The sequence below is a fragment of the Epilithonimonas arachidiradicis genome (genome assembly GCF_003610695.1).
Lineage (GTDB): Bacteria > Bacteroidota > Bacteroidia > Flavobacteriales > Weeksellaceae > Epilithonimonas > Epilithonimonas arachidiradicis.
In genome coordinates, this window is sequence record NZ_RAQH01000010.1 from 138,357 (window position 1) to 164,234 (window position 25,878).

A 25,878-nucleotide genomic window follows, 5' to 3' on the forward strand; every position below is an offset into this window, starting at 1 on the left:
GAATACTTTCAATAACAAAAAAAAATGGCTGACTTTGCGTTAAATATTATCAAAAATTCAATCACCAACTTAAAAATAAACCTATGAAAAACCTATTCACAATTCTATCTTTCGGGATTCTGCTTTTCTCTTGTAATAAGAAGGAAACACAAGAGGGTTCAACCACAAAATCCGACAGTATTCAAACCAAAAATGAGTTTGTTGTAGATTCTATAAGGGTTCAGGATTCTTTGCAAGTCGGAAAAACATTGACTTTATCTTTTGAAAAGCAGGTTTTGGTATTTCCAAATATTACCAATAAAACAATCTTGGACAGTATTTATAAACCTGCCAATATCGAAGCGCAGGATTATTCTAAGAAATCATTGGCCACTATTCTTGAGAAATTCAAAAACGAATCTTTGAAAAAAGATGAGTCGCAAGATTACACGCCGGAATATAAACAGACTTGGGATGAGACCTCTGCTATGAAAGTCATTTCTCATCAGAATGATGTTTTGACTCTTTTGTACTCAGGAAGCGGTTATTCCGGTGGCGCGCACGGTTATTATTTTGAAGCTTATAAGGCCTTCGATCTGAAAAACAACAAAGTGATTTCTCAAGCCGATATTTTCAAAAACCCTGCAGATGCCAATTGGGACAAAATCCTGAAAGATCATTTTGAGCAGCCGGAACAAAAAGAAATGCTTTTGGTAGATAAGATTGAACTGAATAACAATTTCTTTTTTGACCAGGACAAGATTACATTTGTTTATAATCAATATGAGATTACGGCTTATGCAGCGGGCGTGGTTTACATCACGTTAAATTTCAAAGACATCAAAGACCAGCTGAAGCCGGAATTTGTAAGCCAATATAAAATTAAATAGATGAGTCAAAATCTGAAAAATCACAGGAAATATTATCCTTTGCATCATTTTGTTTTCTATCCGGTAATGTTGATTTTATTAATATTATCACTATTTGAATTTTGGGATAATGCAATTGATTACAGGAATATCAGTTTAATTTGGCTTGCTATTTCTGCAATCATTATTTCGATAGTTATTTTATCCTTGATGCTTCGTCAACATTATGCTTTGGGGCTCCAGGATAGGATTATAATTAACGAGTTTAAGTTCCGGTATTTTGCTTTGACAGGTAATCGATTAGAAAATTCGACTTATCAATTTTCTGATGCTCAGATTTTTGCATTGAGATTTGCAGAAGATGAAGACTTGATGGAGTTGATGCATCAGACTGCTCAGAACGATTGGTCATCAGCACAAATCAAAAAGAATATCAAAAACTGGAAAGCAGACGATCAAAGAGTTTAGAACTTTAGAATCCTTCGAGAGCCTCAGGATGACAACTCGAATGAACGCCTAATTACGAACGTTTGTTAGGTTAAGGTTCTTGAAGTCATTTCTGTCACGCTGATGTTCGAAGCCCAACAAATAAAAATTAATTCATAAAAAAATACTCTGAAATCCTCAGAGTATTTTTATTTTTGAACAATGAAGTTTGCTTTCATCATCAATCCTTATTCTGCAAAGAAAAACTATCAGCCTTTCCTGGACAGCCTTTCCAAGAAGGTTGAAAATCCACTCTATATCATTTCCAGGTCTTTGGAAGATACAGATGATTTCATCAGAAGACATTGGAAAGATGTGGATATTTTTGTGGCTGTTGGCGGCGACGGAACAATTTCTGTGGTGGCACAAAAGCTTATTAATACGGATAAAATTCTAGCGGTTTTTCCGGCTGGTTCGGGAAATGGGTTTTCCAATGAGACCAATTTTAACAAAAATATTTCGCTTCTCTTGGAAAAATTAGATCAGAAAAAATTCCGAAGTATTGACACGTTTACGGTTAACGGTATTTTTTCGATCAATGTTTCAGGAACTGGATTTGATGGGAAAGTGGTGAAAGAATTTGAGAAAACCAATCGGGGTTTCAAGAATTATATCAAGGTTTCTATCAAGACTTTTTTCAATTATAAGCCAATCAAAATCAAATTCTTAGATGAAGATTACAAACAATACAACGGCAAATATCTGATGCTGAACATTGCCAACACACGCCAGTTCGGCAACAATGCTTACATTGCACCGATGGCAAGTAAAAGTGATGGTCTGGTAGATTTGGTTTTGGTTAAGAAGTTTCCTTTGACTTATTCGCCGTTTTTCGCTTTCAGAATGTTCACAAAACGTTTGAAAGATGACGATTATGTCACTTATCTTCCGGTTTCAGAAATCGAATTCAAAGTCAATACAAAAACCTGGCATATCGATGGTGAATTCAAGAAAATCAAATCACCGATTAAGATTAAAGTGTTGCCGAGGAGTTTGAAAATACTTATTTAATGAAAATAATTAAGACTATTGAGGTTTATGAAAGAGATGTAATAAATCCTGCAAAAACTTATAATATAAAATTTGTAAAGGAATTTGATATTTCAATAATTGAGATTAATGAATTAAAAAAATTATTGTTGCTGAAGAAAATGATGACAATTTATATTTATCATATTCATTAAGTGAATCTCAAACTATAGAAATTGAAAAACTATCTAAATTAAATTTTGATATAGATTATAAGAATCACGATTATTTATTTTGCCAAGTGAAAGTTTGATTTCCATTCTATTATTTATTACATAAAACCATTTTAATTTACCTATTTTTGTATCAATCATCAACTATAAAAGGTGCAGAATAAACTTAAGATTATCAACGACCCGGTTCACGGTTTTATCAAAATTCCTCACGAGATTTTGTTCGATATTATAGAACATCCTTATTTCCAAAGACTCAGAAGGATTTCCCAAACCGGACTTCTTTCACTCATTTTTCCCGGCGCAAAGCACACGAGATTTCATCACGCTCTTGGTGCAATGAATCTGATGTTCAAAGCTTTAGAAACCTTGAAATTGAAAGGCATAAAAATATCAAAAGAAGAGGAGAAAGCAGCAATGCTGGCGATTTTGCTTCACGATATTGGTCACGGTCCGTTTTCTCACGCTTTGGAAAATATGCTGATGGATGACTGGCATCACGAGAAAATTTCGATTCTGCTAATGAACCGGTTGAATGAGGAATTCAAAGGAAAATTGGATTTGGCGATAGAAATGTTCCAGGGAAAGTATCATCGTTCGTTTTTCAATCAGTTGATTTCGTCGCAGTTGGATGTGGACCGGATGGACTATCTCAAAAGGGACAGTTTTTACACCGGCGTTTCAGAAGGCAGTGTGAATGTCGAACGAATCATATCTATGATGAACGTGAGCGATGAAAAACTGGTCATCGATGCTAAAGGAATTTATTCTATAGAAAACTATCTAACGGCCAGAATGTTTATGTATTGGCAGGTCTATTACCACAAAACAGCCGCTTTGGGCGAACATATTTTAGTTCAGATCCTTAATAGAGCCAAGTATTTGGTTTCACAGAATGTTGATTTGGAAGCGCCTTCTAATTTGAAATATTTTTTAGTTAAAAATAAATTCGAAGAAGCCACAGAAGAAGATATCAGAAGATTCACGATGTTGGATGATATGGATGTTTTCCAGGCTATCAAAGTCTGGACAGAGAGCGAGGATTTTATTTTGGCGAGACTTTGCAGAACGGTTATTTACAGAGAGTTTCCGAAAAGTATAATTTCATCAAAGCCATTTTCTGAAGAGTTTTTGAAACAAAAAGTAGAAAAAGTCAACCAATACTTTAAGATTGAAACTGGAGAGGAGTTGGTTGGGCAAATCTCAAGATCATTATTGCCATATGATACAGAGAAACAGCCGATCTATCTGTTGGAAAAATCGGGTAGAAAGCTCAAACTGGAAGAGTCTGAAAATCAAATTCTATTCGGTTGTATGGAGAACGCGACTAAGAAATATGTCGTCTATTATCCAAGAGAAATAGAATTATTAAAGTAAAAGCAGTTTTGATTCGTCATAAAAAATTAAAACTTAATTAATAAAATATTTATCTTTGCAAACTATGGAATTTAGTGCAGAACAGATTGCAGGATTGATAAACGGGAGAATCATTGGAGATGAAAAGACTGTTATTACAGGTGTCTCTCCGATAGAAAATGGACAGCAGGGGCATTTGTCTTTTGTTGGACAAGGTCGTTTTGCAAATCATATAGATACAACAGAATGTGCGGTTTTGATCGTTTCTGAAAATCTTTTGGAGGACAGAGACTATAAACCTGTTATTATTGCTGTTGAAGATGCTTATCTTTCTTTTCAGGTTCTGATGAATCTTTATCAGGAGATGCAGGGGCGAAAAACTGGAATAGAAGAAGGCTCATTCTTTCACGAGACTGCACAGGTGGGAGAAGGCGTATATATTGGCGCATTCACCTACGTTTCTGAGAAAGCAAAAATTGGAGATCACACACAGATTTTTCCACACGTTTATATTGGTAAAGGTGTCAAAATAGGGAAGAACTGTAAAATTGACAGTGGCGCAAGAATCTATGATTATTGCGTAGTTGGAGATAATTGTGTAATCCATTCTAATACAGTGGTTGGTGGAGACGGATTTGGTTTCCAGCCAACAGCTGATGGATTTAAAAAAATTCCTCAGTTAGGCAATGTTATTATTGAAGACGATGTTGAGATTGGATCCAACTGTAGTATAGACCGTGCAACAATCGGTTCTACAATTATTGGTAAAGGAACCAAGATTGATAATCTGATCCAGATTGCTCATAACGTGAAAATTGGTCAGCACAATGTAATAGCTTCGCAAGCCGGGATTGCCGGTTCAACAATCATTGGAGATTGGAACCAGATTGGCGGCCAGGTAGGAATTGTGGGACATATCAAAATAGGAAACCAGGTGAAAATCCAGGCACAGAGTGGTGTTAATTCATCCGCAAAAGATGGTGAAACATTGTACGGCTCGCCGGCAATCAATTATAGCGATTACAGAAGGAACTACGTTCATTTCCGTAATTTTACAGACATAGTCAAAAGAATAAACGATTTAGAAAATAAAAAATCAGAGTAAAGGTATCAGGAAAAGAAGCAATTCTTCCACCTCAAAACTAATACAATGAGTGATAAACAAAAAACAATCAAAGAAGACATTAACCTTTCAGGAATAGGTCTTCATACAGGGAGAGAAGTTAATTTGACAATCAAGCCGGCAAAAGAAAATACCGGATTTGTATTTATAAGAACAGATCTCGAAGGACGTCCGCAAGTTGAAGCAGATGTCAACTATGTAACAACCACAGAAAGAGGTACGACTCTGGAAAAACTGGGCGTTAAAATCCATACTTGTGAGCATCTTCTGGCTGCTCTTGTTGGGATGGATATTGACAATGCAATTCTGGAAATGAACAGTGCAGAACCGCCAATTTTAGACGGTTCTTCCAAATATTTTGTTGAGGCCATCGAGAAAGTGGGTGTTGTAGAACAGGATCTTCCAAGAGAATATTTGGTAATCAAAGAAGTGATGAATTACGTTGATCCTGCTACAGGTTCAGAACTAACCGTGATTCCTGCTGAGGATTACGAGATCACTACAATGGTGGATTTTGGAACCAAAGTTTTGGGAACTCAAAACGCCAGTATGAAAAATCTTTCTGAGTTCAAAGATGAGATTGCACCTGCAAGAACATTCAGCTTTTTACATGAGCTTGAGCAGCTTTTGGATGCTGACCTCATCAAGGGTGGCGACATCAGCAATGCGATTGTTTATGTTGACAAAGAATTGACGGCTGATACTCTGGAAAAACTGAAGGTTGCGTTTGGTAAGGACGAAGTTTCTATCCGCCCAAATGGTATTCTTGACAACCTGACACTTAACTTTACCAACGAAGCTGCTAGGCACAAATTGCTTGATGTGATTGGTGATTTGGCTTTGGTAGGTGTTAGAATCAAAGGAAGGGTCATCGCGAATAAGCCAGGACACTTCGTCAACACTCAGTTTGCAAAAAAACTAAACAGACAATATAAGTTGCAAAAAAGAAAAAACGTTCCCGATTTCGATCTAAAAGCAGAACCTGTTTTCGATATCAACGGAATTATGAAGCTATTGCCGCACAGACCGCCGTTTTTGCTGGTAGATAAGATTTTGGAGCTTTCCGACACTCACGTTGTAGGACTTAAAAATGTGACTATGAACGAACCTTTCTTCGTAGGACATTTTCCAAAAGAACCTGTGATGCCAGGCGTTTTACAAATCGAAGCTATGGCTCAGGTGGGTGGAATCTTGGTTTTGGCTAATGTTCCGGATCCGGAAAATTATTCTACTTATTTCGTGAAAATGGACAATGTGAAATTCAAGAAAAAAGTAGTTCCGGGTGATCAGGTGATTTTCAAAATAGAACTGATCGAACCGATCCGAAGAGGAATCGTGCATATGCAGGGTTATGGATATGTTGGTGACAGTGTAGTTGTAGAAGCCGAATTGATGGCTCAGGTCGCAAAAACTAAAATTTAATTTATGATTCACCAACTTACGGCAATAGATCCACGTGCGAAAATTGGTAAGAATGTAACTGTTGAACCGTTTACTACCATTGCTTCGGATGTTGTTATTGGCGCAGGAACCTGGATAGGTTCTAATGTGACGATAATGGATGGTGCAAGAATCGGAAAGAACTGTAAGATTTTTCCAGGAACTGTAATTTCTGCAATTCCTCAGGATCTGAAATTTGACGGAGAAGATACCCAGACTATCATTGGCGATAATACTACGCTTAGGGAATGTGTAACCGTTAACCGTGGTACAAAAGCACTTGGTTATACCAAAGTAGGAAGTGACTGTTTGATAATGGCAACTTCCCATATTGCACACGATTGCATCATCGGAGATAACGTCATCATCGCAAACGGTTGTGGAATTGCTGGTCACGTAGAGATCGGAGATTTTACAGTTATGGGCGGTTTATCTGCAGTACAACAGTTTGGAAAAATAGGAAAGCACACGATGATCTCTGGTGGTTCATTAATCAGAAAAGATATTCCGCCTTACATCAAAGTAGGAAGAGAGCCGATTTCTTATGCAGGGATTAATTCTGTGGGTCTCAGAAGAAGAGGCTTCACCAATGATAAAATATTTGAGATCCAGAAGATCTACCGTTATATTTTCCAGATGAAAATGAATGTGTCTCAGGCAATAGAATACATCGAAAAAGAGATGCTTCCAACAATGGAAAGAGATGAGATCATTACTTTTATCCAGAATTCACCAAGAGGTATCGTAAAAGGATATGGCTCTTCAAAAGAATAATAAAATAATATAAGTTTATAAATAGCTAATGGCAACAAGCAACGATATCAAAAAAGGACTTTGTATAGAATTTAGTAATGACATTTACAAAGTGATCGAATTTTTGCACGTAAAACCAGGAAAAGGTCCTGCTTTCGTGAGAACAAAACTAAAATCTGTAACCAACGGGAAAGTTGTAGATAACACATTCTCAGCAGGTCACAAGATCGATGAAGTAAAGGTAATTACAAGAAAATTCCAATACCTATATGAGGATGACAACGGATTTCACTTTATGAATAATGATGACTTCTCTCAGATCTACCTGAACAAAGAGATGATCGAGAACTCCCAATTCATGAAAGCCGGGGAAGAAGTCACTATTATCCTGAAAGAAGCTGATGAAGTGCCTTTATCTGCTGAGATCCCGCCAACAGTTTATCTGGAAGTTATCGAAGCTGATCCGGGTGTGAAAGGAAATACGGCCACCAACGCACTTAAAAATGCAATCGTAGAAACAGGAGCAAGAGTTATGGTTCCGCTTTTCATTGAGCCGGGAGATAAGATCAAAGTCAATACAGAAGACGGTTCTTACCTGGAAAGGGTAAAATAAATATAAGATGGAAGTCTGGAGTTGATCTTCACACTTCCATTTTTTATTTGGGCAGCTTTATCCGCCCTCCGTTCCCGCTTTTTTCTTTTTTTGACAAAAAAAGAAAAAGAGCTCCACTCAGGTCGGGCTGCTTGTAATTCGTATTTTCAAAATTACCAATTACAATCCCATCTAATATCTTAATTCTATATCTAGTTATGACTTTTAATCAGCCACAAAATCTTAAAACAATTGCAGATATTATTGGCGCAAAATATATAGGAGACGACAATTTCCAGGTTTTAGGAACCAACGAGATCCATATGGTTCGCCCAGGCGATATCGTTTTTGTTAACCATCCCAAATATTACGACAAAGCACTTAATTCTGCTGCAACCATTATATTAATCGACAAAGAAGTAGAATGCCCGGAAGGCAAAGCGCTTTTGGTTTCCGATGATCCTTTCAGAGATTTTAATAAAATCAATACACATTTTACCAGGATTTCAAACTTCAAAGAAGAACTTCACGATCTCGAAGTCGGAGACGGAACGTCCATCCATCCATCTGCTGTTATTGGAAATGATGTCAGAATCGGAAAAAATTGTCACATCTTCCCAAATGTTGTGATTGGCGATAGAACCGTGATCGGCGACAACGTAGTGATTCAGTCCAATACCGTAATTGGTGGTGATGCTTTCTATTACAGGAAACTCAATGGTAATTTTGATAGATTGATTTCTGTAGGTAACGTCGTAATCGAAAATAATGTAGAAATAGGGAACAGCTGTACGATTGACCGTGGCGTGACAGACTCTACAGTGATTGGCGAAGGCAGCATTTTGGATAATCAGATCCAGATTGGCCACGACACAGTTATTGGCAAAAGATGTCTGATAGCTTCCCAAACTGGTATCGCAGGATGTTGCATCATAGAAGATGAAGTCACAATGTGGGGACAAGTCGGGATCGCTTCTGGATTGACAATCGAATCTGGAACTGTCCTGCTTGCTCAGGTTGGTGTTAACAGAAACCTGAAAAAAGGAACTTATTTCGGTCCGATTGCTGAAGAATTCAGAGATTATCTTAGAAAAGAAGTAAAAGTCAAAAATCTGAAGTAAATCATATTTTTAACCTTCAAAAAATCTGCAATTGCGAGAAAGTTTTGAATTATTATCGTTATTTTTGCGAATAACAATTTTTACAAAATCAATAAATTATAATAAAAAATGTCAGTATTAGTAAACAAAGATTCTAAAGTTATCGTACAAGGATTTACAGGTAACGAAGGTACTTTTCACGCAGGTCAGATGATCGATTACGGAACCAACGTTGTTGGCGGTGTAACTCCAGGAAAAGGAGGGACTGAGCATCTTGGTAAGCCTGTTTTCAATTCGGTTGCTGAAGCTGTAGAAAAAGCGGGCGCTAATGTGAGTATCATTTTCGTTCCACCTGCATTTGCTGCAGATGCTGTGATGGAAGCTGCTGAAGCAGGTATCAAAGTAATCGTTTGTATTACAGAAGGAATTCCTGTTGCTGATATGGTAAAAGTAAAAGATTATATCCAGGATAGAGATGTTCGTTTGATTGGCCCTAACTGTCCGGGTATCATTACTTCTGAGGAAGCAAAAATCGGAATTATGCCAGGCTTTGTTTTCAAAAAAGGAAAAGTAGGTATCGTTTCAAAATCAGGAACTTTAACTTACGAAGCTGCTGATCAGGTTGTGAAGGCTGGTTTCGGCGTTTCTACGGCTATCGGAATTGGTGGAGATCCAATCATTGGAACAACTACAAAAGAAGCTTTGGAGTTATTTATCAACGATCCGGAAACCGAAGCTGTGGTAATGATCGGCGAAATTGGTGGATCATTAGAAGCAGAAGCTGCAAGATGGTACAAGGCTAGCGGTTCAACAAAGCCTGTTGTAGGTTTCATCGCTGGGCAAACTGCGCCTAAGGGCAGAACAATGGGTCACGCAGGTGCAATTGTTGGTGGTGCTGATGATACGGCGCAGGCTAAGATGGCGATTATGAAAGAAAACGGAATCCACGTTGTTGATTCTCCGGCAGAGATCGGTAAGACTGTTGCTTCAGTTTTAGCATAAGATTAATAATGATTTAATTAAATATATTTGAGAAGCCCGGATAGAGCTTCTCATTTTTTTTGTCTAAATTTGAATCATAAATGTTATAAACACACTGATATGAAAAAAATCCTTTTCGGATCTCTACTTTTATTATCCATTTTATCTCAGGCGCAGGTTGATTTCAGATCTACAGAATTTGGTCTCGTTGCAGGTGGAACTTATTCCAGGGTTAGAAATGCACACAATCCTTCTGGTCCTAGGTTTTCGGTTTTAGGAGGTGTTACTGCGCAAGTTCCTATCGGCATTGCTGAGCAGTTTTATATCCAGGCGGAAGCGCTTTATTTTGGTGCTGGAGAAGGTGGGGATAGAGAATATGAAAAAGCAAAAGGAATGGAACACGCCGTTTATGCTAATAACTATCTAAGTGTTCCAATTAATTTTAAAGCTTATTTTTCTGAAGCAGAATCGGAGTTTTTTGGATTAATTGGTCCGAGATTCAATTTTCTCATCAGCCAGAAAGTGAAAAATTATCCGGCTGGAAGAGACTATTATGATCCTAACATCATTAATCCCGAATATCCGAATATTAATGGAAAAGCCAATTCTTTTAATTTAGGAATTGGTGCGGGAGTCGGATTTAGTTACAAAAGACAATTGGAAATCGCTTTGAAATACGACATCGGATTATCAAATGCTTATCCCAATCTTGTAGAGGCTTGGACAATGGACCCCAACACGCAAAAGAAAAAATCTGAACAAGTTCTAAGTCTGGGACTGACTTATTTCTTCAAATAAAAAATGCGGTGAACTTCACCGCATTTTCTTTTATTTTTGTTTGATCAGTTCCTTGATCTTATTTTCGATTTCTTCGGATAACTCTGGGTTATCTTTCAAAACATCTTTCACGGCATCGCGACCTTGTCCCAGTTTTGTATCCTCATAACTAAACCAGGAACCACTTTTTTTGACAACACCCAAATCAACAGCAGTATCCAGGATCTCTCCAACTTTGGAGACACCCTCGCCATACATAATATCAAATTCAGCTTGTTTGAATGGTGGCGCTACTTTGTTTTTCACAACTTTTACTTTTACTCGGCTACCGATGGCTTCGTCACCGTTTTTGATTGGTGCACTGGCTTTTCTGATATCAATTCTTACAGAGGCGTAGAATTTAAGAGCATTACCACCAGTCGTAGTTTCAGGATTTCCGAACATTACGCCAATTTTTTCACGAAGCTGGTTGATGAAAATAACTGTACATTTTGTTCGGTTGATTGTAGCCGTTAGTTTTCTCAAAGCCTGAGACATCAATCTTGCGTGAAGACCCATTTTAGAATCTCCCATTTCACCTTCGATTTCAGCCTTAGGTGTCAAAGCAGCAACAGAGTCGATGACAACGATGTCAATAGCTCCAGATCTGATCAGGTTATCAGCAATTTCTAATGCCTGCTCACCATTGTCCGGCTGAGAAATAATCAGGTTTTCAAGATCTATTCCCAATTTAGCGGCGTAGCTTCTGTCAAAAGCGTGCTCCGCATCTATAAAAGCTGCTATTCCGCCCGCTTTTTGAGCTTCTGCGATAGCGTGAAGTGTAAGGGTGGTCTTACCAGAAGATTCGGGTCCGTAGATCTCGATGATTCTCCCTCTTGGATAACCGCCAACACCTAAAGCAAGGTCGATTCCCAAAGATCCGGAAGGAATCACTTCAATAGTTGTATCTACAGAATCCTCACCCAAGGTCATTACAGTCCCTTTTCCGTAGGTTTTATCTAGTTTTTCAAGCACCAATTGGAGTGCTTTTTTCTTATCGTCGTTTGTACTCATTATATCAAAAAATTATTCTCAAAAATAATCATTTTAATCTGGAAAGGCAATTTTTTTATCAGATAAAAAATAAAGCTGAGTTGCTTAAAATTAAAATATCATTAATGTCAAAAAATTAATAATATGTTATAATATCCAAATTATCATTTAAATTTGTGAATATTTTTTAAGAATGAAAAAAAGTTTATTGTTTATATTTTTTCTTTTCCTATTTTATGCGCAGGCACAAAAACCGGGAGATGTAGATACAAGCTTTAATTCAGCTGATTTAGGTTTTGGTTTTGGAGATGGTGCAAACGACTATGTGAAGGATGTCATGATTCAGCCAGATGGGAAAATCATTATCGGCGGCGATTTTACCATTTACAATACAAATACAGCAAAATCCCTGGCCAGGATTAATTCTGACGGAAGTTTTGATAATACGTTTCTAATTGGTTCGGGTGCTAATGATTATGTGTCTTCTTTTGTTGCACAACCAGATGGGAAGCTTATTGTTTGTGGGAGTTTTACAAACTTCAACGGAGTTTCTAAAAACAGAATTGTTAGGCTTAACCCTAATGGAAGCACTGATACAAGTTTTGTAATTGGAACTGGTGCGGATGGTGTAATCGAGTGTGTTGTCGTTCAGCCGGATGGGAAAATCATTATTGGAGGACAGTTCACCAAGTATAATGGTGTCAACAGAAAATATCTCGCACGACTTAATGTTGATGGATCGCTGGACACCAATTTTGATACAAGTGCAGGCTTCAATTCGCATGTTTATTCTTTAGCAATTCAGCCGGATGGGAAAATCTTAGCAGGAGGCAATTTCACGTTGTATAATTCGGTTACAAAAAATTATTTAGTCAGACTTAATTCGGATGCGAGTATTGACGAGACTTTTGTGAATACAGGAGCCAATAATATCGTTTACAAAATATTGTTATCTAACGACGGGAAAATATTTCTTGGTGGAAAATTTACCAAGTATAATAATGTGACAAAAAACTCAATCCTAAAGCTGAACGAAGATGGAAGTATTGATGAAAGTTTCAACATTGGGTCTGGAGCAAATAATGTGGTTAGGAATATTTTAATTTTAAGTAATAATAAAGTATTGCTAGGAGGAGATTTTACAGCCTATAATGGTATGGTTAGAAGCTATGTAGCTATTGTTAATGAGAATGGATCGATTGACGCTAGTTTTATTCCGAGTAAAGGTTTTGGAGCAAGTGTTACGAGTTTTCAGCAGCAGAGTGATGGTAAATTGGTAGTAGGAGGGAGCTATACAAATTTTAATAATAATATCGAACGCTATATCACAAGGGTTAATTTCGATGGCAGTTTAGACAATAGCTTTAATCCGGGCAATGGCGCAGACGGAAATATCAGAGCGGTTGCTACTCAATCAGATAAAAAAATGATTATTGCCGGAAATTTTAACAGCTTCAATGATAATCTTAATAGCAGACTTGCGAGAATCGATACTGATGGCAATATCGACACATCTTTGCAAGTACCAATTGGAACAGATCAATTGATACGAACTGTTGCTGTTCAAAATGATGACAAAATCCTTATTGGCGGTGATTTTTTAACCTTTAATAATCTTCAGAAATCTTATCTTGCCAGGCTAACTTCTACAGGAAGTCTAGATGCAAGCTTCAGTATTGGTTATGGCCCTACAGAACCTGTAAGAGAAATTTTAATTCAGCCTGATGGCAAAATTCTGATATGTGGGGATTTTACTGTTTTTAATACGAAGACAGCTAATCGAATAATTAGATTGAATCCTGATGGAACTATCGATAGCAGCTTCTTGCCGGTAAGTGGCAGTAATGGAAATGTTTATACAATGAAATTACAATCTGATAATAAAATCATAATCGCAGGAACTTTCACGACTTATGACGGCGTTGCAAGAAACAGGATTGCCAGATTGAATCCTGATGGAACCCTGGATACAACTTTTACTATCGGAACTGGAGCTAATAATACAATTAGCAGTCTATTGATTCAGGAAGATGGGAAAATCATCATTGGTGGCAATTTTACAACTTTTGCAGGTGTATCTTCAAATCGAATTGCCAGACTTAATACTAACGGTAGCAGAGATACAACTTTTACAAGTGGCGCTGGAGCCAATGCTTCTGTAGAAACTTTGACACTTGAAGCCAATGGTAAAATTCTAATCGGAGGCAGTTTTACCAAATTCAATAATATCAATAGAAATTATATTGCCAGACTTACTAAAGATGGCGCTCTGGATGATACATTCAACAAAATTGAAAGTGGTGCTAACAAAGCTGTTTATAAAATCATTAATCAAGACGATAAATTCATCGCAGTCGGAGATTTCACTTCTTATAATGGCGTTGGCAGAAACCGAATTACAAGAATTTTTGGAGGAGAAGAAGAACATCTGGCTACGAATAATGATATTTCTAAAGTTAAAATCTATCCGAATCCAACATCAGATAAATTGTTTATTTCATCTTCATTAGATTTAATCAAATATGAAATTTATGATTTTACAGGACAAAAATTGGTGGACAAATCCTTTGATAATCGAAATAAGAGTATAGAAGTTAATTATCTAAAAAAAGGCATTTACATTTTGAAATTAATTGACAAGAATCAAAAAGTTCAAACTGTAAAATTTTTAATTGAATAATAAAAAACCTCTGAAGAAATTCAGAGGTTTTTATTTTGATTCAGCTTCAGATTATAAAGAAGCTGAATGAACAAGCATATCTGCTAATTTATTAGAATAACCCCACTCGTTATCGTACCAAGATACTAGTTTAACGAAAGTTGGATTCAACATAATTCCAGCTTCTTTGTCGAAGATAGAAGTTCTTGCATCGCTTACGAAATCCTGAGAAACTACAGCATCCTCTGTATAACCAAGAATTCCTTTCAATTCACCTTCAGATGCCGCTTTGATAGCAGCACAGATTTCTTCGTAAGAAGTCGGTTTGTCCAACTTTACAGTAAGGTCCACTACAGAAACGTCAGCAGTTGGAACTCTGAAAGACATACCGGTCAATTTCCCGTTAAGAGAAGGGATTACTTTTCCTACCGCTTTTGCAGCACCTGTAGAAGAAGGGATGATGTTATTAAGAGCAGATCTACCACCTCTCCAGTCTTTTGCAGACGGTCCGTCTACAGTTTTCTGAGTTGCAGTCGTTGCGTGTACAGTTGTCATAAGACCTTCAGCGATACCAAAGTTATCGTGGATTACTTTTGCCAAAGGTGCAAGACAGTTAGTCGTACAAGATGCGTTTGAGAAGATTTTGATATCGTCAGTCAGTTCTTTGTGGTTTACACCCATTACGAACATTGGCGTATCATCTTTTGAAGGAGCAGAAAGGATCACTTTCTTAGCACCAGCGTTGATGTGAGCCTGAGCCGAATCTTTTGAAAGGAATAATCCTGTAGATTCTACGATATATTCTGCACCAACTTCGTTCCATTTTAGGTTGTTAGGATCTTTCTCAGCTGTTACACGGATTGTTTTTCCGTTAACCACAAGGTTGTTTCCTTGTACTGATACTTCTCCTTTGAACGCTCCGTGAACCGAATCGTATTTTAGCATATAAGCCATATATTCAGCATCGATAAGGTCATTGATACCTACAACTTCGATGTTGCTTCTTACAGCCATTGCTCTGAAAACTAAACGTCCGATTCTACCGAATCCGTTGATTCCTACTTTAATTGTTGACATATGATTTAAAAAATTAAGGTTTTGTTTTATTATTGTTTTGATTAAAAATTACATCGCCAAAATCTCAGCGATCTGAAGTAAGTTTTTGTCGATTTCGTTATGCTTTTTAATAGCTTCTTCTATTGGGGTATAGGTGATTTTGTTTGACTGCATCCCAACCATTACTTTGTTTCGGCCTTCCATTAGTCCTATAACTGCTCCGTAACCAAGATTGCTGGCAAGAACTCGGTCTGCGCAGCTTGGAGAACCGCCTCTTTGGATATGTCCCAAAATAGTCACACGGATGTCATAAGATGGGAATTCTTCTTTTGTTGCTTTGGCAAGATCATAGATACTTCCCAATTCTTCGCCTTCAGCAACAACGACTATGCTGGATGATTTACCCACTTTTTCCGCCATTCGGAAAGTGCTGAAAAGGTCTTCCATACTGTCTTTTCTTTCAGGGATCAGAATGTCAAGAGCTCCTGTCGCGATTCCACTGTTAAGCGCTATAAATCCGGCATCTCTGCCCATTACTTCCACAAAAAACACTCGGTTATGAGAAGTGGCTGTATCACGGATTTTGTCAATAGCGTCCATAGCTGTATTAAGAGCTGTATCGTAACCAATTGTGTTATCAGTTCCAAAAATATCATTGTCAATAGTTCCCGGAATGCCGATTACTTTGATCCCGAATTCTTCATTGAAAATCTTGGCACCGGTAAAACTTCCGTCTCCACCAATGCAAACCAAAGCGTCAATACCGAGTTTCTGACATTGTTCATAAGCTTTTTTTCTTCCTTCCGCTGTCATAAATTCTTTTGATCTTGCAGATTTCAGAATTGTTCCTCCTTGATTGATTATATTTTTTACGGAACGAGGTCCCATTTTCGTAACATCACCTGCAATTAATCCATTATAACCCTCACGAATTCCGTAACAGTCTATGTTAAAATGATTTGCTGTTCTTACAACTGCTCTAAGAGCGGCATTCATCCCCGGAGCATCTCCTCCTGAGGTCAAAACCGCAATAGATTTTATGTTGTTTTCTGACATATTTTTAATTTTTTTCTAAGCAAATTTACGAAAAATCAACCATATTTTAACACTCATAATGGTCTTGATGGATAAATATATCATAGGATAACAGAATTAATAATACGGTAATATGACAAAAATCAAACTGAATATGATTAAGGAAATAATTAAGTTTATTATATTTACGAGCAATACAAAACAGAATTTTAAACTAATAAAAAATACATTATCATTATGAAAGTTACCGTAGTTGGAGCTGGTGCAGTAGGAGCAAGCTGTGCAGAATATATCGCGATGAAAGACTTCGCTTCAGAAGTTGTTTTGGTGGATATCAAAGAAGGATTTGCAGAAGGAAAAGCAATGGACCTGATGCAGACAGCTTCCCTTAATGGTTTCGATACCAAAATCACAGGGACTACCGGAGATTATTCCAAGACTGCAGGTTCAAAAGTAGCGGTGATCACTTCCGGGATTCCTAGAAAACCAGGGATGACAAGAGAAGAATTGATCGGAATCAATGCCGGAATTGTAAAAGAAGTAACAGAAAACTTAGTAAAACACTCGCCCGATGTAATCATTATCGTGGTTTCTAACCCAATGGATACAATGGCGTATTTGGTTCACAAAACATCAGGTCTTCCAAAGGAAAGAATCATCGGAATGGGAGGTGCTTTAGACTCAGCGAGATTCAAATACAGATTAGCAGAAGCGCTGGAAAGTCCAATTTCTGATGTTGACGGAATGGTAATCGCTGCGCACTCTGATACAGGAATGTTGCCATTATTCAGCAAAGCAACAAGAAACGGTGTTCCGGTTTCCGAATTCTTGACTGATGAGCAAAAAGCTTCTGTTATCGAAGAAACTAAAGTTGGTGGAGCAACCTTGACCAAATTATTAGGAACTTCTGCTTGGTATGCGCCAGGTGCGGCTGTTTCTGTAATGGTTCAGTCTATTCTTTGCGACCAAAAGAAAATGATTCCTTGCTCATTGATGCTTGAAGGCGAATACGGGCAAAATGATATCTGTCTTGGTGTCCCAGCGATCATCGGGAAAAATGGGGTTGAGAAAATCGTGAACATCACTTTGACTGTAGATGAGCAATTGAAATTTGCTGAAGCTGCGCAAGCTGTAAGAGAAGTCAACGGAGACCTTAAGTTCCAATCTTAAGATTCCAGATAAATTAAACCATCTCAATTTGAGATGGTTTTTTGTTTTTAATTAATTTCAATTATCCTTGAAAATCGCCACAATCGTGTTCTTCAAATTTTTCAAGCAAGCTTTCCTGAGTGTAAAATTCTGAGATTCTCATATTTTTGAATTCAGGTTTTTGACCTTCAATTTTAAGTTGATAAATTGGCTCGTTTTCAACTTGAGTAAAAATAAAAGTAGATTCCGGTGTTTTGATTTTCAAGCTATTGCCGTTTTTTTCATAACTGAAATCCTTATAACTGTGGATGTTCTTTTCATTACAAAGCTCTATGATTTCAAAACTTTCTTTATTAATTTTAAAGATAGCCAAGTCACAAGAGTAACAAACGCCACCGAATTCTATTCCGTATTTTTTGAAGACATCTTTCTGTTTAGAATCTTTGATTTCAATTGGAGTAAGTTTGCTGTATTCCGATAAGTTGATTGTTGGTTCTTCTTTTGAATTTGTTTTTTCTGCAGCTTTTAATTCTGTTTTGTTGTCAGAATTGGTCGCTGGATTTTCAATTGTTTCTTTATTGTCCTTACTGCAAGAAAATGTGAAAGCTGTAAAAACTGCGATAAATAAAAATGTATTTTTCATTCAATATTGTTTAAATCCAAATTTACACAAATGTCCCAAACTAAAAACCTTCATTTGTCAATTCCATATTAACCATCGCACCTGTGAGATTACCCGTATAAACAGCATTGGCAACGGAACGCATCGGACAAGAATTATCGCCACAAGCATAAACTCCAGAGATAGTTGTTTTTTGTAAGTTATCGATTTTGATGTGTCCGTGTTCTGTAAATTCACAACCCAAAGAACCGGGAATATCAGAATGTTGTTTGAAATGAAATGCTCCATAAACCGCATCGAAATTCAGTTTTTCGCCATCGGATAAAATTAAACTTTCTATATACCCATTCTGATGCTGGATTTCGTCAATTTCTGTTTCGATGATATTAATGTTATTTTGTTTCAGTTTTTGAGTTTGCTCTTCCGTGAATTCGGCTTTTCCTCTGGTCAGAATTGTCAAATCATTGGTCAGATTATTAACTAATGATGCAATATGAAAACCACGTTCGCCATTGGCAATAATTCCTGTTTTTTTAGTTTTAAATTCATAGCCGTGGCAGTAAGGACAATGGATCAAAGAAATACCCCAACAATCCCAAAATCCTTTGATATTCGGAACTTCATCTACAATTCCTGTTGCAAAAATGAGTTTCTTAGCTTGGAATCTTTCGCCTCGTTTGGTTATTATTTCAAATCCATTTTCCGTTTTCTTTCCTTCCGTTGCGAGTCCGTCATAAAATTCAACTGTATCATATTTTTTGACTTGCTCTTTTGCAATGGTTGAAATTTCTTTCGGCGTTTTTCCATCCTGAGTCAGAAAATTATGGGAATGTGGCGTCTGGATATTGCACGGTTTTCCACTATCAATAACCAAAACTTTTCTAAGTGATCTTCCCAATGACATTGCTGCAGAAAGACCTGCATAACTTCCGCCAACTATAATGACATCGAATATAGTTTCCTGTTTCATATTTTGATTTTTAAGATAATATTTTTCGAAATGAAAATTTAAATATTTATTTCTTGCCAAAGTTAGGATTAATTTTTATTATTGCAACTAAATCGCATTAATAAAATGATAAGAAGAAGTACACCGACAAAAGATGCCGTTCTCAATGTTTTAACAGATTCAAAAAAAGCAATGAGCCAGGAAGCTATTATGAAAAAAGTTTCTGTGAATATGGATCGAGCTACAGTTTACCGTGTTCTCAACCGTTTTTGCGAAGACGGAATTCTCCACCGAATTGTTGCTGAAGACGGAAAACAGTATTTCGCAGTTTGCATCAAATGTGAAGAAAAGAAACTAGCAGAGCATCATTTTCATTTCAGATGTACAAACTGTGAAACAATAGAATGCCTGCCGATTGAAGTTCAATTTTCTTTGGAGAATGGTTATTCTGTGAAAAGTGTGAATTGTATTTTGACGGGGATTTGTAAAGATTGTACTTAAACTTTTTATTAGAGTTCAATATTTTCTTTTCTCATTTTTTCAATTTCCGCATTCATTTTTGATTCCCAGTTTCTACCATTTCTTTTTTCCAAATAAGGCTTAACTGTTTCATCATATTTTTGACGAGCTTCATTATCAACAGAATTGATAACACAACCTATATTCTTATAATCAACGCCATATTTTTTATGAATGTTGTCAATTTTATCTAGCATTTTTTGATTGTCTAAAATAATTCCAAATCCACCATTATATTCAAAAGTGACATTGTCATTTTTGATGTCTTGTTTAGCTTTAATGATATATTCTTTTTCTCTTTTGGAAATTTCTTTTTTTGTTTTTATAAAAGCATCTGCGGAATAATAAATTAAAAAAATCAAAATCAAAACATTAAAGCATAAAAAAATCCTCTGAAAATCTAAATGTCTAATTTTTAGAAATCCTAAGACCAATGAAAATACCGCTAACGTTGAAAGGATGATAAACAACATCATCCAATTACCATCTTCCACAGCAAGCTGAAAATTAAATTTCATTGGATAACTAATGAAATAAAACTGAAAAATATTAGCCAAAACAACTAAGGCTAATACAATCAGATTAAGAATTAAAAATTTTGGCTTCATCTCTTTTTATTTTCACACTCTCAAAATCCCACGAAAACCTCTCGCAGCATAATAAGATTCTGCGCCGTTGTGATAAAGGAAAACATTATTGTAACGTCTGTCGCAGAAAATAGCACCACCTAATTTTCGGATTTCTTCAGGTGTTTTTACCCAGCTCGATGTTTTCAAATCAAAATTCCCAAGCGTTTGTAATTCTCGGTATTGTTCTTCATTTAAAATCTCGATTCCTAATTCTGAAGCCAAATCAATCGCGCTGTTTACAGGCTTGTGTTCTTTTCTGGAATTGAGCGCATCTCTGTCATAGCAAAGACTTCGTCTGCCTTTTGGACTTTCTGCGGAACAATCGATAAAAAGATATTCGTCTGTTTTTTTATCGTAACCAACAACATCTGGTTTGCCTTCGGTTCTTTCCATTTCGTTAAGTGACCACAATTTTCCGGGATTGGATTCCAGTTTTTTCTGAACATCTTCCCATTGGATATTTTCGTGGCGCTTCGGATTTTTCTCAAAACGGGTTTTGAGGATTTTGATTAATTCTTCCCGTTGTTCTGTTGAAAGCAGAGCTTTATTTTTCATATTGATTAATTGTGTTAGATAAAAATATTTCTCTCGCAGATTTAGCAGATTACGCAATTTCTTACTTGTACAGAATCTGCAAGATTTGCCAAATCAGCGAGACTTAAAATATCGTCAATCATTCATACCTTTTCCTTTCAATATATTAGGGATTGATTTTTCGATTCTGGATTCTCTGGTTTTGGATTGCTTTGGTGCAGAAAAATGAATCAGATACGCACGCTGTCTTCCGGGAGTTAAAGATTCAAAAGCAGATTTCAATTTGGAATTTTCATTTAATTTTATTTGAAATTCTTCGGGAACTGGTGTTGCTTCTCTTTTGATTTCCACTTTTTCGCCACGTTCTTCGATTTCAACAGCTTCAAAAATATAATCTTTGATAATTGACTTTTTATCCAAAATATCCTGAACATTTTGAAATCGCATTTGTCTTCCAGCTTGTGTGTTTTCTCCCATTTTTACCAGAAGATTTTGAGAATCTTTCATCAATCCTCCTTTGAAAAACATTAGCGCAAAATAATCTTTGAAGCCTTGGATAATCACAATATTCTTACCTTGAAAAGAATAACAGGGTTTTCCCCATTTGAAATCCTCTGCCAATTGACAATCCAGAATAATGATTCTCAATGCGTTCATCTCATCTTTCCATTGTTTGGACTGATTGATGTGATCGTCAACTTTTGAATTCATTTTAAGAATATGTTTTTCCCAAATTTAATTAAAATTCGAATTAATATAAATTTAATTGATTATAGATGTAACATTTCTACCGCGACGGTTGTCTTATAAGTAAAACAAGACTATGAAATTACTGTTATCCTCCTTAGGATTACTCTCAACTACTTTATTACTAGCACAATCTACTCAAGATACTATAAAATCAAAGGAAATAGAAGCGGTCACAGTTATCGCCAAAAAACCGACTGTCCAAAGTAAAGCCGACAGAACTGTGTTTAATGTTGAAAACAGCTCTATTCTGGCAGGAAATACCACTTGGGATATTGTGAGAATGACGCCACTGGTTAGTATTGATAATAATGATAATGTGAGGGCAGAAGGGGAATCGGTAACGGTTTACATCAACGACAGAAAGTCGGTTTTTACAGGTAAAGAACTGAAGGAATACCTCAAAACAATTCCTGCAGATAATCTGATGAAAATTGAAGTCATTACAAGTCCATCTTCCCGTTATGAAGCGACGGGCGCAGTTATCAACATCGTTCTGAAAAAACGAGATGATGAAGGTTTGAAAGGAAGTATTTCTTTAACCAATACTCAGAATACCAAGAACAACCAATACGGAAGTTTGAATTTGAATTACCATAAAAAGAATTTCACACAAACTTTTACAGGAAGTTATAACGATAATGTTTTTATATCAAAAAGTTCTAACGACTATTCCTATTATGCTAATAAAAACAGACAGTTAATCGATTCTGAAACAGCTTACAAAAACAAAAATCCGTCTTTTTCTTCGACCTCAGAATTTGAACTGAATGAAAAAAATAATATTGGACTTGTACTGGAATATTTCCGTGGCGACAATAGTTCAGATTCCGATTCATACACCAGGTTTTATGATGACAATACTTTTAAATATTTTAATTATCAAAATACATTGGGCAAAAATCTCAACAATACTTTAGGAACCAATTTGTTCTACAAATATTATGATAAAGAGAAAAATAAAATTTTAGATATTAATTTTGGATTGAATTACGATTCGAGTGAAGGCTATACAGACCGAATTCTTAAAACGGCTAATTCATCTTATGTGAAACCTGAAGATTGGGAAAACAAACCGGCGATTGAAAGAACTTTGATTGATAACAACACACAAAACAGAAATTATTATGTTAAAGTGGATTATACAACGCCACTTGGGAAAGGTGGAACTTTGGAAGTCGGTGGAAAAGCAAATTTCAATAACAATGTGATTCCGAATAATTATCAGAATTTAATAAAAAATACCCGACTGAATAGTGATTTCCATTATTCGGATAATATCAATTCACTTTACTTTACCTACAGCAAAACGTTTTTTGAAAAACTGGAAACAAGGGTTGGTTTGCGCTACGAACATATCAATTATAAAATCAGAGAAAATGTTGGAAACCAAGGAAGAAAAGATTCTTACGGAACATTTTTACCAAACCTTCTAGTGAAATATGCTTTTTCTCCAAACTATGATTTGAGTCTAACCTACAATCACAATCTCTGGAGACCGTGGTATTCGGAATTTAATCCTTTTGAAGTGCCAAATAATAACGGCATCTTCTACCGAGGAAATATGGAATTGCTTCCAAATCCAAGCGATAGAGTGGTGCTGAAATTTGGATTATTCAAAAAATATTTCATCTCAGCCAGATATATGTTTACAGATCAGGATTACTGGGAAAATTATGCACAGGAAACTGATGTTAACGGAAATTTGAAAACAATTGTTTTTCCTGATAACTTCAAAGGGAAAGTTGAGAAATTCTATTTGTTCGCTAACACCAATCAGAATCTTTTCAAGAATAAGCTCAATGTCAATTTTGGAATTGGTTGGTATTATATTGACAACAGCGATTTTAACAGAAGAAATAATTTAAGTCAGGAAAATAATTACATCAGCTATATCGGCGGTTCTACGAATTTTTCTTACACCAATTTATTCAATAAAAATATTAATCTAAGTGCTTGGATGAGTGTTGATAATCAAAATAATGGAAACTCAGTCGCTAATAAATACAATTACTTTCATAATTTTTCCGTGACTAAGATTTTTCCAGGGGCACAGATAGAAACCAGTTTGCAGTTTATGAATATTTTCAAAAGACCAAGTATGACGACTACCACTTACAGCCAAATAGGAACTTTTAAAAACTTTAACCGTTGGGATTGGTATGGCGTATCGCTAACGTTTGTGAAACGTTTCGGAAATCAAAAGGTAAAAGAAAACACTAAAACCGATGTCGAGAAAAATTCCGGCGGCGGAAAATAGAATTGTTAAATTTTATATTTAAAGGAACGGGCAATTGCTCGTTCTTTTTTATTAAGAAAGTCTTCGACTTCGCTCAGATTGATAAATGTAGAATTAAATTGTATCAAAGCTGTCAGGCTGAGCGAAGTCGAAGTCCTTTGTGCCTTTGTGTAAAACTCTCAACTAAATTTTAATAAAATTTCACATCCCAAAACTTTTGAAAGCCGTAAATTTGGGACTCAATAAAAAGTAAATCAATGTTCAGGAAAATTCAGATTTTCGTTTTGGCGGTGGCCACATTCGGAAATGTCAGTGCACAGAAATCAAAATTAAATTCAGGGGAAAGACCAAAACTAGTCGTAGGATTAGTCGTAGACCAGATGCGTTGGGATTATCTCTACCGTTTTGAAAAGAAATTTGGAGAAGGCGGTTTCAAAAGATTGTTGGGAGAAGGTTATTCATTCAATAACGTTCATATTCCTTACATTCCAACAGTTACAGCCATTGGTCATACTTCCATTTATACTGGTTCTGTGCCTTCCATTCACGGGATTGCCGGGAACGACTGGACGGACAAAGCGACAGGGAAGAACGTTTATTGTACAACAGATGACAGTGTCAATCCGATTGGAACGGATAATAGAAGAAACGGAAGTCATTCTCCAAAAAATCTTTGGTCCACAACCATTACAGACCAACTGAGAATTGCCAGTAATTTCAGGTCAAAAGTCGTTGGAGTTTCTTTGAAAGACCGTGCTTCCATTTTGCCTGCCGGTCACAATCCGACGGGTGCTTTTTGGTTTGATGATTCTGCCGGAAACTTTATCACAAGCTCTTATTATATGAATGAATTGCCGAAATGGGTAAAAGATTTCAACGACCAGAAAGTTCCTGAAAAATTGTTGGCAAACGGTTGGGAAACAGCTCTGCCAATTAATCAATATACTGAAAGTACAGCTGATAATGTAGAATGGGAATATCCTGTAGGAACGGCAAAAGAACCGGTTTTTCCATATAAAAATCTTTTATCAGATTATGCGACTAAAAAAGGCGTTATCAGAACAACACCTTTTGGAAATACTTTGACGCTCAAATTTGCAGAAGCAGCTTTGGATAATTATGCTTTAGGAAAAGGAACTGAAACAGATTTTCTGGCGATCAACTTAGCTTCTACGGATTATGTAGGACATTCTTATGGTCCCAATTCTATCGAGGTTGAAGATACTTACATAAGGTTGGACAGAGATTTGGCGGCATTTTTCAAAATGTTGGATGAGAAAGTAGGAAAAAATGATTATTTGGTTTTCTTGTCTGCTGATCACGGAGGTGCAAATGCAGAAGGATTTCTGAGAGCTAACAAAATTCTAGGCGGTTTCTTCGACGAAGGAATGGAAAAAAATCTGGGTGCAGAATTGGAAAAGAAATATGCCAATTCTAAATTGATTCTCGGAATCGATAATTATCAAATTTATCTGAACCAGAATCTCATCAAAGAAAAAAACCTGGACGAAGAAGCGATCAAGACCACTATCATCGACAATCTGAACAAAGATCCAAGAGTTTTGTACGCTGTAGATTTGAAGAAGATTGGTTCATCAGCGATTCCGGAGCCTATAAAATCCCGAGCGATTAATGGCTACAATTGGCAGAGAAGCGGCGATATACAAATCATTTCTCACGATGGGATGCTGCCGACTTATGCTAAAAAAGGAACAACACACAGCGTTTGGAATTCCTACGATTCGCATATTCCATTGATTTTTATGGGCTGGGGAATCAAACATGGCGAGAGCAATGGTGATTATTATATGACCGATATAGCACCGACAATCTCCGCACTTCTCCATATCGAATTCCCAAGTGGTGCCGTTGGAAAACCAATTACGGAAGTGATTGGAAGATAGACAGATAGAAGTTAAATATTAAAGTCTAGATATTAGATTTCAAATCGTTAATTTACTAAGTCGCAAATGTTTTCAATAAGAACTTGCGACTTTTTGCTTTTCTATAATTAAATTCTTACGCCTTGGCGATAAAAATAATTCGTATT

Annotated in this window: 25 protein-coding genes; 17 read left to right on the top strand and 8 right to left on the bottom strand. The window is 36.4% G+C overall.

Features of this window, described 5'->3' with window-relative positions; genetic code table 11:
- The first annotated feature begins 83 nt into the window (after nt 1-83).
- The 12 genes from BXY58_RS15020 to BXY58_RS15070 all read left to right on the top strand — a co-directional run bounded on the left by BXY58_RS15020 (nt 84) and on the right by BXY58_RS15070 (nt 10,679).
- Nucleotides 84-869, top strand: coding sequence for an RsiV family protein (locus tag BXY58_RS15020; protein ID WP_120214684.1), 786 nt, complete (start codon nt 84-86; stop codon nt 867-869).
- A complete protein-coding gene (locus tag BXY58_RS15025; RefSeq protein WP_120214685.1) occupies nt 870-1,316 on the top strand; it encodes a DUF6526 family protein in 447 nt (148 codons plus the stop codon).
- A 180-nt stretch (nt 1,317-1,496) separates the two neighbouring features.
- Nucleotides 1,497-2,345 carry a diacylglycerol/lipid kinase family protein gene (locus BXY58_RS15030; protein ID WP_120214686.1) on the top strand — a complete coding sequence of 283 codons (849 nt, stop codon included), beginning with the start codon at nt 1,497-1,499 and terminating at the stop codon, nt 2,343-2,345.
- On the top strand, nt 2,345-2,518 hold the full coding sequence (locus tag BXY58_RS16990) for a hypothetical protein (protein ID WP_170144253.1): 174 nt from the start codon (nt 2,345-2,347) through the stop codon (nt 2,516-2,518). The genes BXY58_RS15030 and BXY58_RS16990 overlap by 1 nt, the downstream gene beginning before the upstream one ends.
- Before the next feature lie 171 nt (nt 2,519-2,689).
- Nucleotides 2,690-3,913 (top strand): HD domain-containing protein, encoded by a 1,224-nt coding sequence (locus BXY58_RS15035; protein ID WP_120214687.1) that lies wholly within the window; start codon nt 2,690-2,692, stop codon nt 3,911-3,913.
- 64 nt (nt 3,914-3,977) lie between these two features.
- Nucleotides 3,978-4,997, top strand: coding sequence for a UDP-3-O-(3-hydroxymyristoyl)glucosamine N-acyltransferase (gene lpxD, locus BXY58_RS15040; RefSeq protein ID WP_120214688.1), 1,020 nt, complete (start codon nt 3,978-3,980; stop codon nt 4,995-4,997).
- Nucleotides 4,998-5,042: 45 nt separating this feature from the next.
- Nucleotides 5,043-6,437, top strand: coding sequence for a bifunctional UDP-3-O-[3-hydroxymyristoyl] N-acetylglucosamine deacetylase/3-hydroxyacyl-ACP dehydratase (locus BXY58_RS15045; RefSeq protein WP_120214689.1), 1,395 nt, complete (start codon nt 5,043-5,045; stop codon nt 6,435-6,437).
- A gap of 3 nt (nt 6,438-6,440) precedes the next feature.
- A complete protein-coding gene (gene lpxA, locus BXY58_RS15050; protein ID WP_120214690.1) occupies nt 6,441-7,229 on the top strand; it encodes an acyl-ACP--UDP-N-acetylglucosamine O-acyltransferase in 789 nt (262 codons plus the stop codon).
- Nucleotides 7,230-7,257: 28 nt separating this feature from the next.
- A complete protein-coding gene (efp, locus tag BXY58_RS15055) occupies nt 7,258-7,821 on the top strand; it encodes an elongation factor P (RefSeq protein ID WP_120214691.1) in 564 nt (187 codons plus the stop codon).
- Between the two features lie 197 nt (nt 7,822-8,018).
- A complete protein-coding gene (locus BXY58_RS15060) occupies nt 8,019-8,921 on the top strand; it encodes a UDP-3-O-(3-hydroxymyristoyl)glucosamine N-acyltransferase (RefSeq protein WP_120214692.1) in 903 nt (300 codons plus the stop codon).
- Nucleotides 8,922-9,029: 108 nt separating this feature from the next.
- Complete coding sequence (sucD, locus tag BXY58_RS15065; RefSeq protein WP_120214693.1) at nt 9,030-9,902, top strand: succinate--CoA ligase subunit alpha; 873 nt, start codon at nt 9,030-9,032, stop codon at nt 9,900-9,902.
- Between the two features lie 99 nt (nt 9,903-10,001).
- On the top strand, nt 10,002-10,679 hold the full coding sequence (locus tag BXY58_RS15070; protein WP_120214694.1) for a porin family protein: 678 nt from the start codon (nt 10,002-10,004) through the stop codon (nt 10,677-10,679).
- Nucleotides 10,680-10,709: 30 nt separating this feature from the next.
- Here BXY58_RS15070 and recA read toward each other — a convergent pair whose 3' ends face one another.
- A complete protein-coding gene (gene recA / locus BXY58_RS15075) occupies nt 10,710-11,711 on the bottom strand; it encodes a recombinase RecA (RefSeq protein WP_120214695.1) in 1,002 nt (333 codons plus the stop codon).
- A gap of 172 nt (nt 11,712-11,883) precedes the next feature.
- Between recA and BXY58_RS15080 the strand changes: the two genes are divergently transcribed.
- Complete coding sequence (locus tag BXY58_RS15080; protein WP_120214696.1) at nt 11,884-14,370, top strand: T9SS type A sorting domain-containing protein; 2,487 nt, start codon at nt 11,884-11,886, stop codon at nt 14,368-14,370.
- A 51-nt stretch (nt 14,371-14,421) separates the two neighbouring features.
- On the opposite strand, the gene gap is transcribed toward BXY58_RS15080, so the two are convergent.
- Together gap and pfkA are read right to left on the bottom strand one after the other, a co-directional pair.
- Nucleotides 14,422-15,426: a type I glyceraldehyde-3-phosphate dehydrogenase gene (gene gap, locus BXY58_RS15085; RefSeq protein ID WP_120214697.1), complete on the bottom strand. Its 1,005-nt coding sequence runs from the start codon at nt 15,424-15,426 to the stop codon at nt 14,422-14,424.
- 48 nt (nt 15,427-15,474) lie between these two features.
- Nucleotides 15,475-16,461 (bottom strand): 6-phosphofructokinase, encoded by a 987-nt coding sequence (gene pfkA / locus BXY58_RS15090; protein ID WP_120214698.1) that lies wholly within the window; start codon nt 16,459-16,461, stop codon nt 15,475-15,477.
- 216 nt (nt 16,462-16,677) lie between these two features.
- Here pfkA and BXY58_RS15095 point away from each other — a divergent pair, with 216 nt between their 5' ends.
- Entirely contained in the window at nt 16,678-17,610 is a 933-nt protein-coding gene (locus BXY58_RS15095) for a malate dehydrogenase (RefSeq protein ID WP_120214699.1), read from the top strand.
- Between the two features lie 61 nt (nt 17,611-17,671).
- On the opposite strand, the gene BXY58_RS15100 is transcribed toward BXY58_RS15095, so the two are convergent.
- A complete protein-coding gene (locus BXY58_RS15100; RefSeq protein WP_120214700.1) occupies nt 17,672-18,232 on the bottom strand; it encodes a hypothetical protein in 561 nt (186 codons plus the stop codon).
- A 40-nt stretch (nt 18,233-18,272) separates the two neighbouring features.
- Complete coding sequence (locus BXY58_RS15105; protein ID WP_120214728.1) at nt 18,273-19,181, bottom strand: NAD(P)/FAD-dependent oxidoreductase; 909 nt, start codon at nt 19,179-19,181, stop codon at nt 18,273-18,275.
- Nucleotides 19,182-19,286: 105 nt separating this feature from the next.
- On the opposite strand from BXY58_RS15105, the gene BXY58_RS15110 reads away from it, so the two are divergent.
- A complete protein-coding gene (locus tag BXY58_RS15110) occupies nt 19,287-19,661 on the top strand; it encodes a Fur family transcriptional regulator (protein WP_120214701.1) in 375 nt (124 codons plus the stop codon).
- Between the two features lie 8 nt (nt 19,662-19,669).
- Here the strand turns inward: BXY58_RS15110 and BXY58_RS15115 are convergent, their stop codons facing one another.
- From BXY58_RS15115 to BXY58_RS15125, 3 genes are all read right to left on the bottom strand, one after another.
- Complete coding sequence (locus tag BXY58_RS15115) at nt 19,670-20,287, bottom strand: FEKKY domain-containing protein (protein WP_120214702.1); 618 nt, start codon at nt 20,285-20,287, stop codon at nt 19,670-19,672.
- A 12-nt stretch (nt 20,288-20,299) separates the two neighbouring features.
- Nucleotides 20,300-20,863: a DUF4256 domain-containing protein gene (locus BXY58_RS15120; RefSeq protein WP_120214703.1), complete on the bottom strand. Its 564-nt coding sequence runs from the start codon at nt 20,861-20,863 to the stop codon at nt 20,300-20,302.
- Nucleotides 20,864-20,977: 114 nt separating this feature from the next.
- Complete coding sequence (locus tag BXY58_RS15125; protein ID WP_120214704.1) at nt 20,978-21,553, bottom strand: YdeI/OmpD-associated family protein; 576 nt, start codon at nt 21,551-21,553, stop codon at nt 20,978-20,980.
- 112 nt (nt 21,554-21,665) lie between these two features.
- On the opposite strand from BXY58_RS15125, the gene BXY58_RS15130 reads away from it, so the two are divergent.
- Together BXY58_RS15130 and pafA are read left to right on the top strand one after the other, a co-directional pair.
- Complete coding sequence (locus BXY58_RS15130; protein WP_120214705.1) at nt 21,666-23,849, top strand: outer membrane beta-barrel protein; 2,184 nt, start codon at nt 21,666-21,668, stop codon at nt 23,847-23,849.
- Nucleotides 23,850-24,085: 236 nt separating this feature from the next.
- Nucleotides 24,086-25,732: an alkaline phosphatase PafA gene (gene pafA / locus BXY58_RS15135; protein WP_120214706.1), complete on the top strand. Its 1,647-nt coding sequence runs from the start codon at nt 24,086-24,088 to the stop codon at nt 25,730-25,732.
- Nucleotides 25,733-25,878: the final 146 nt, after the last annotated feature.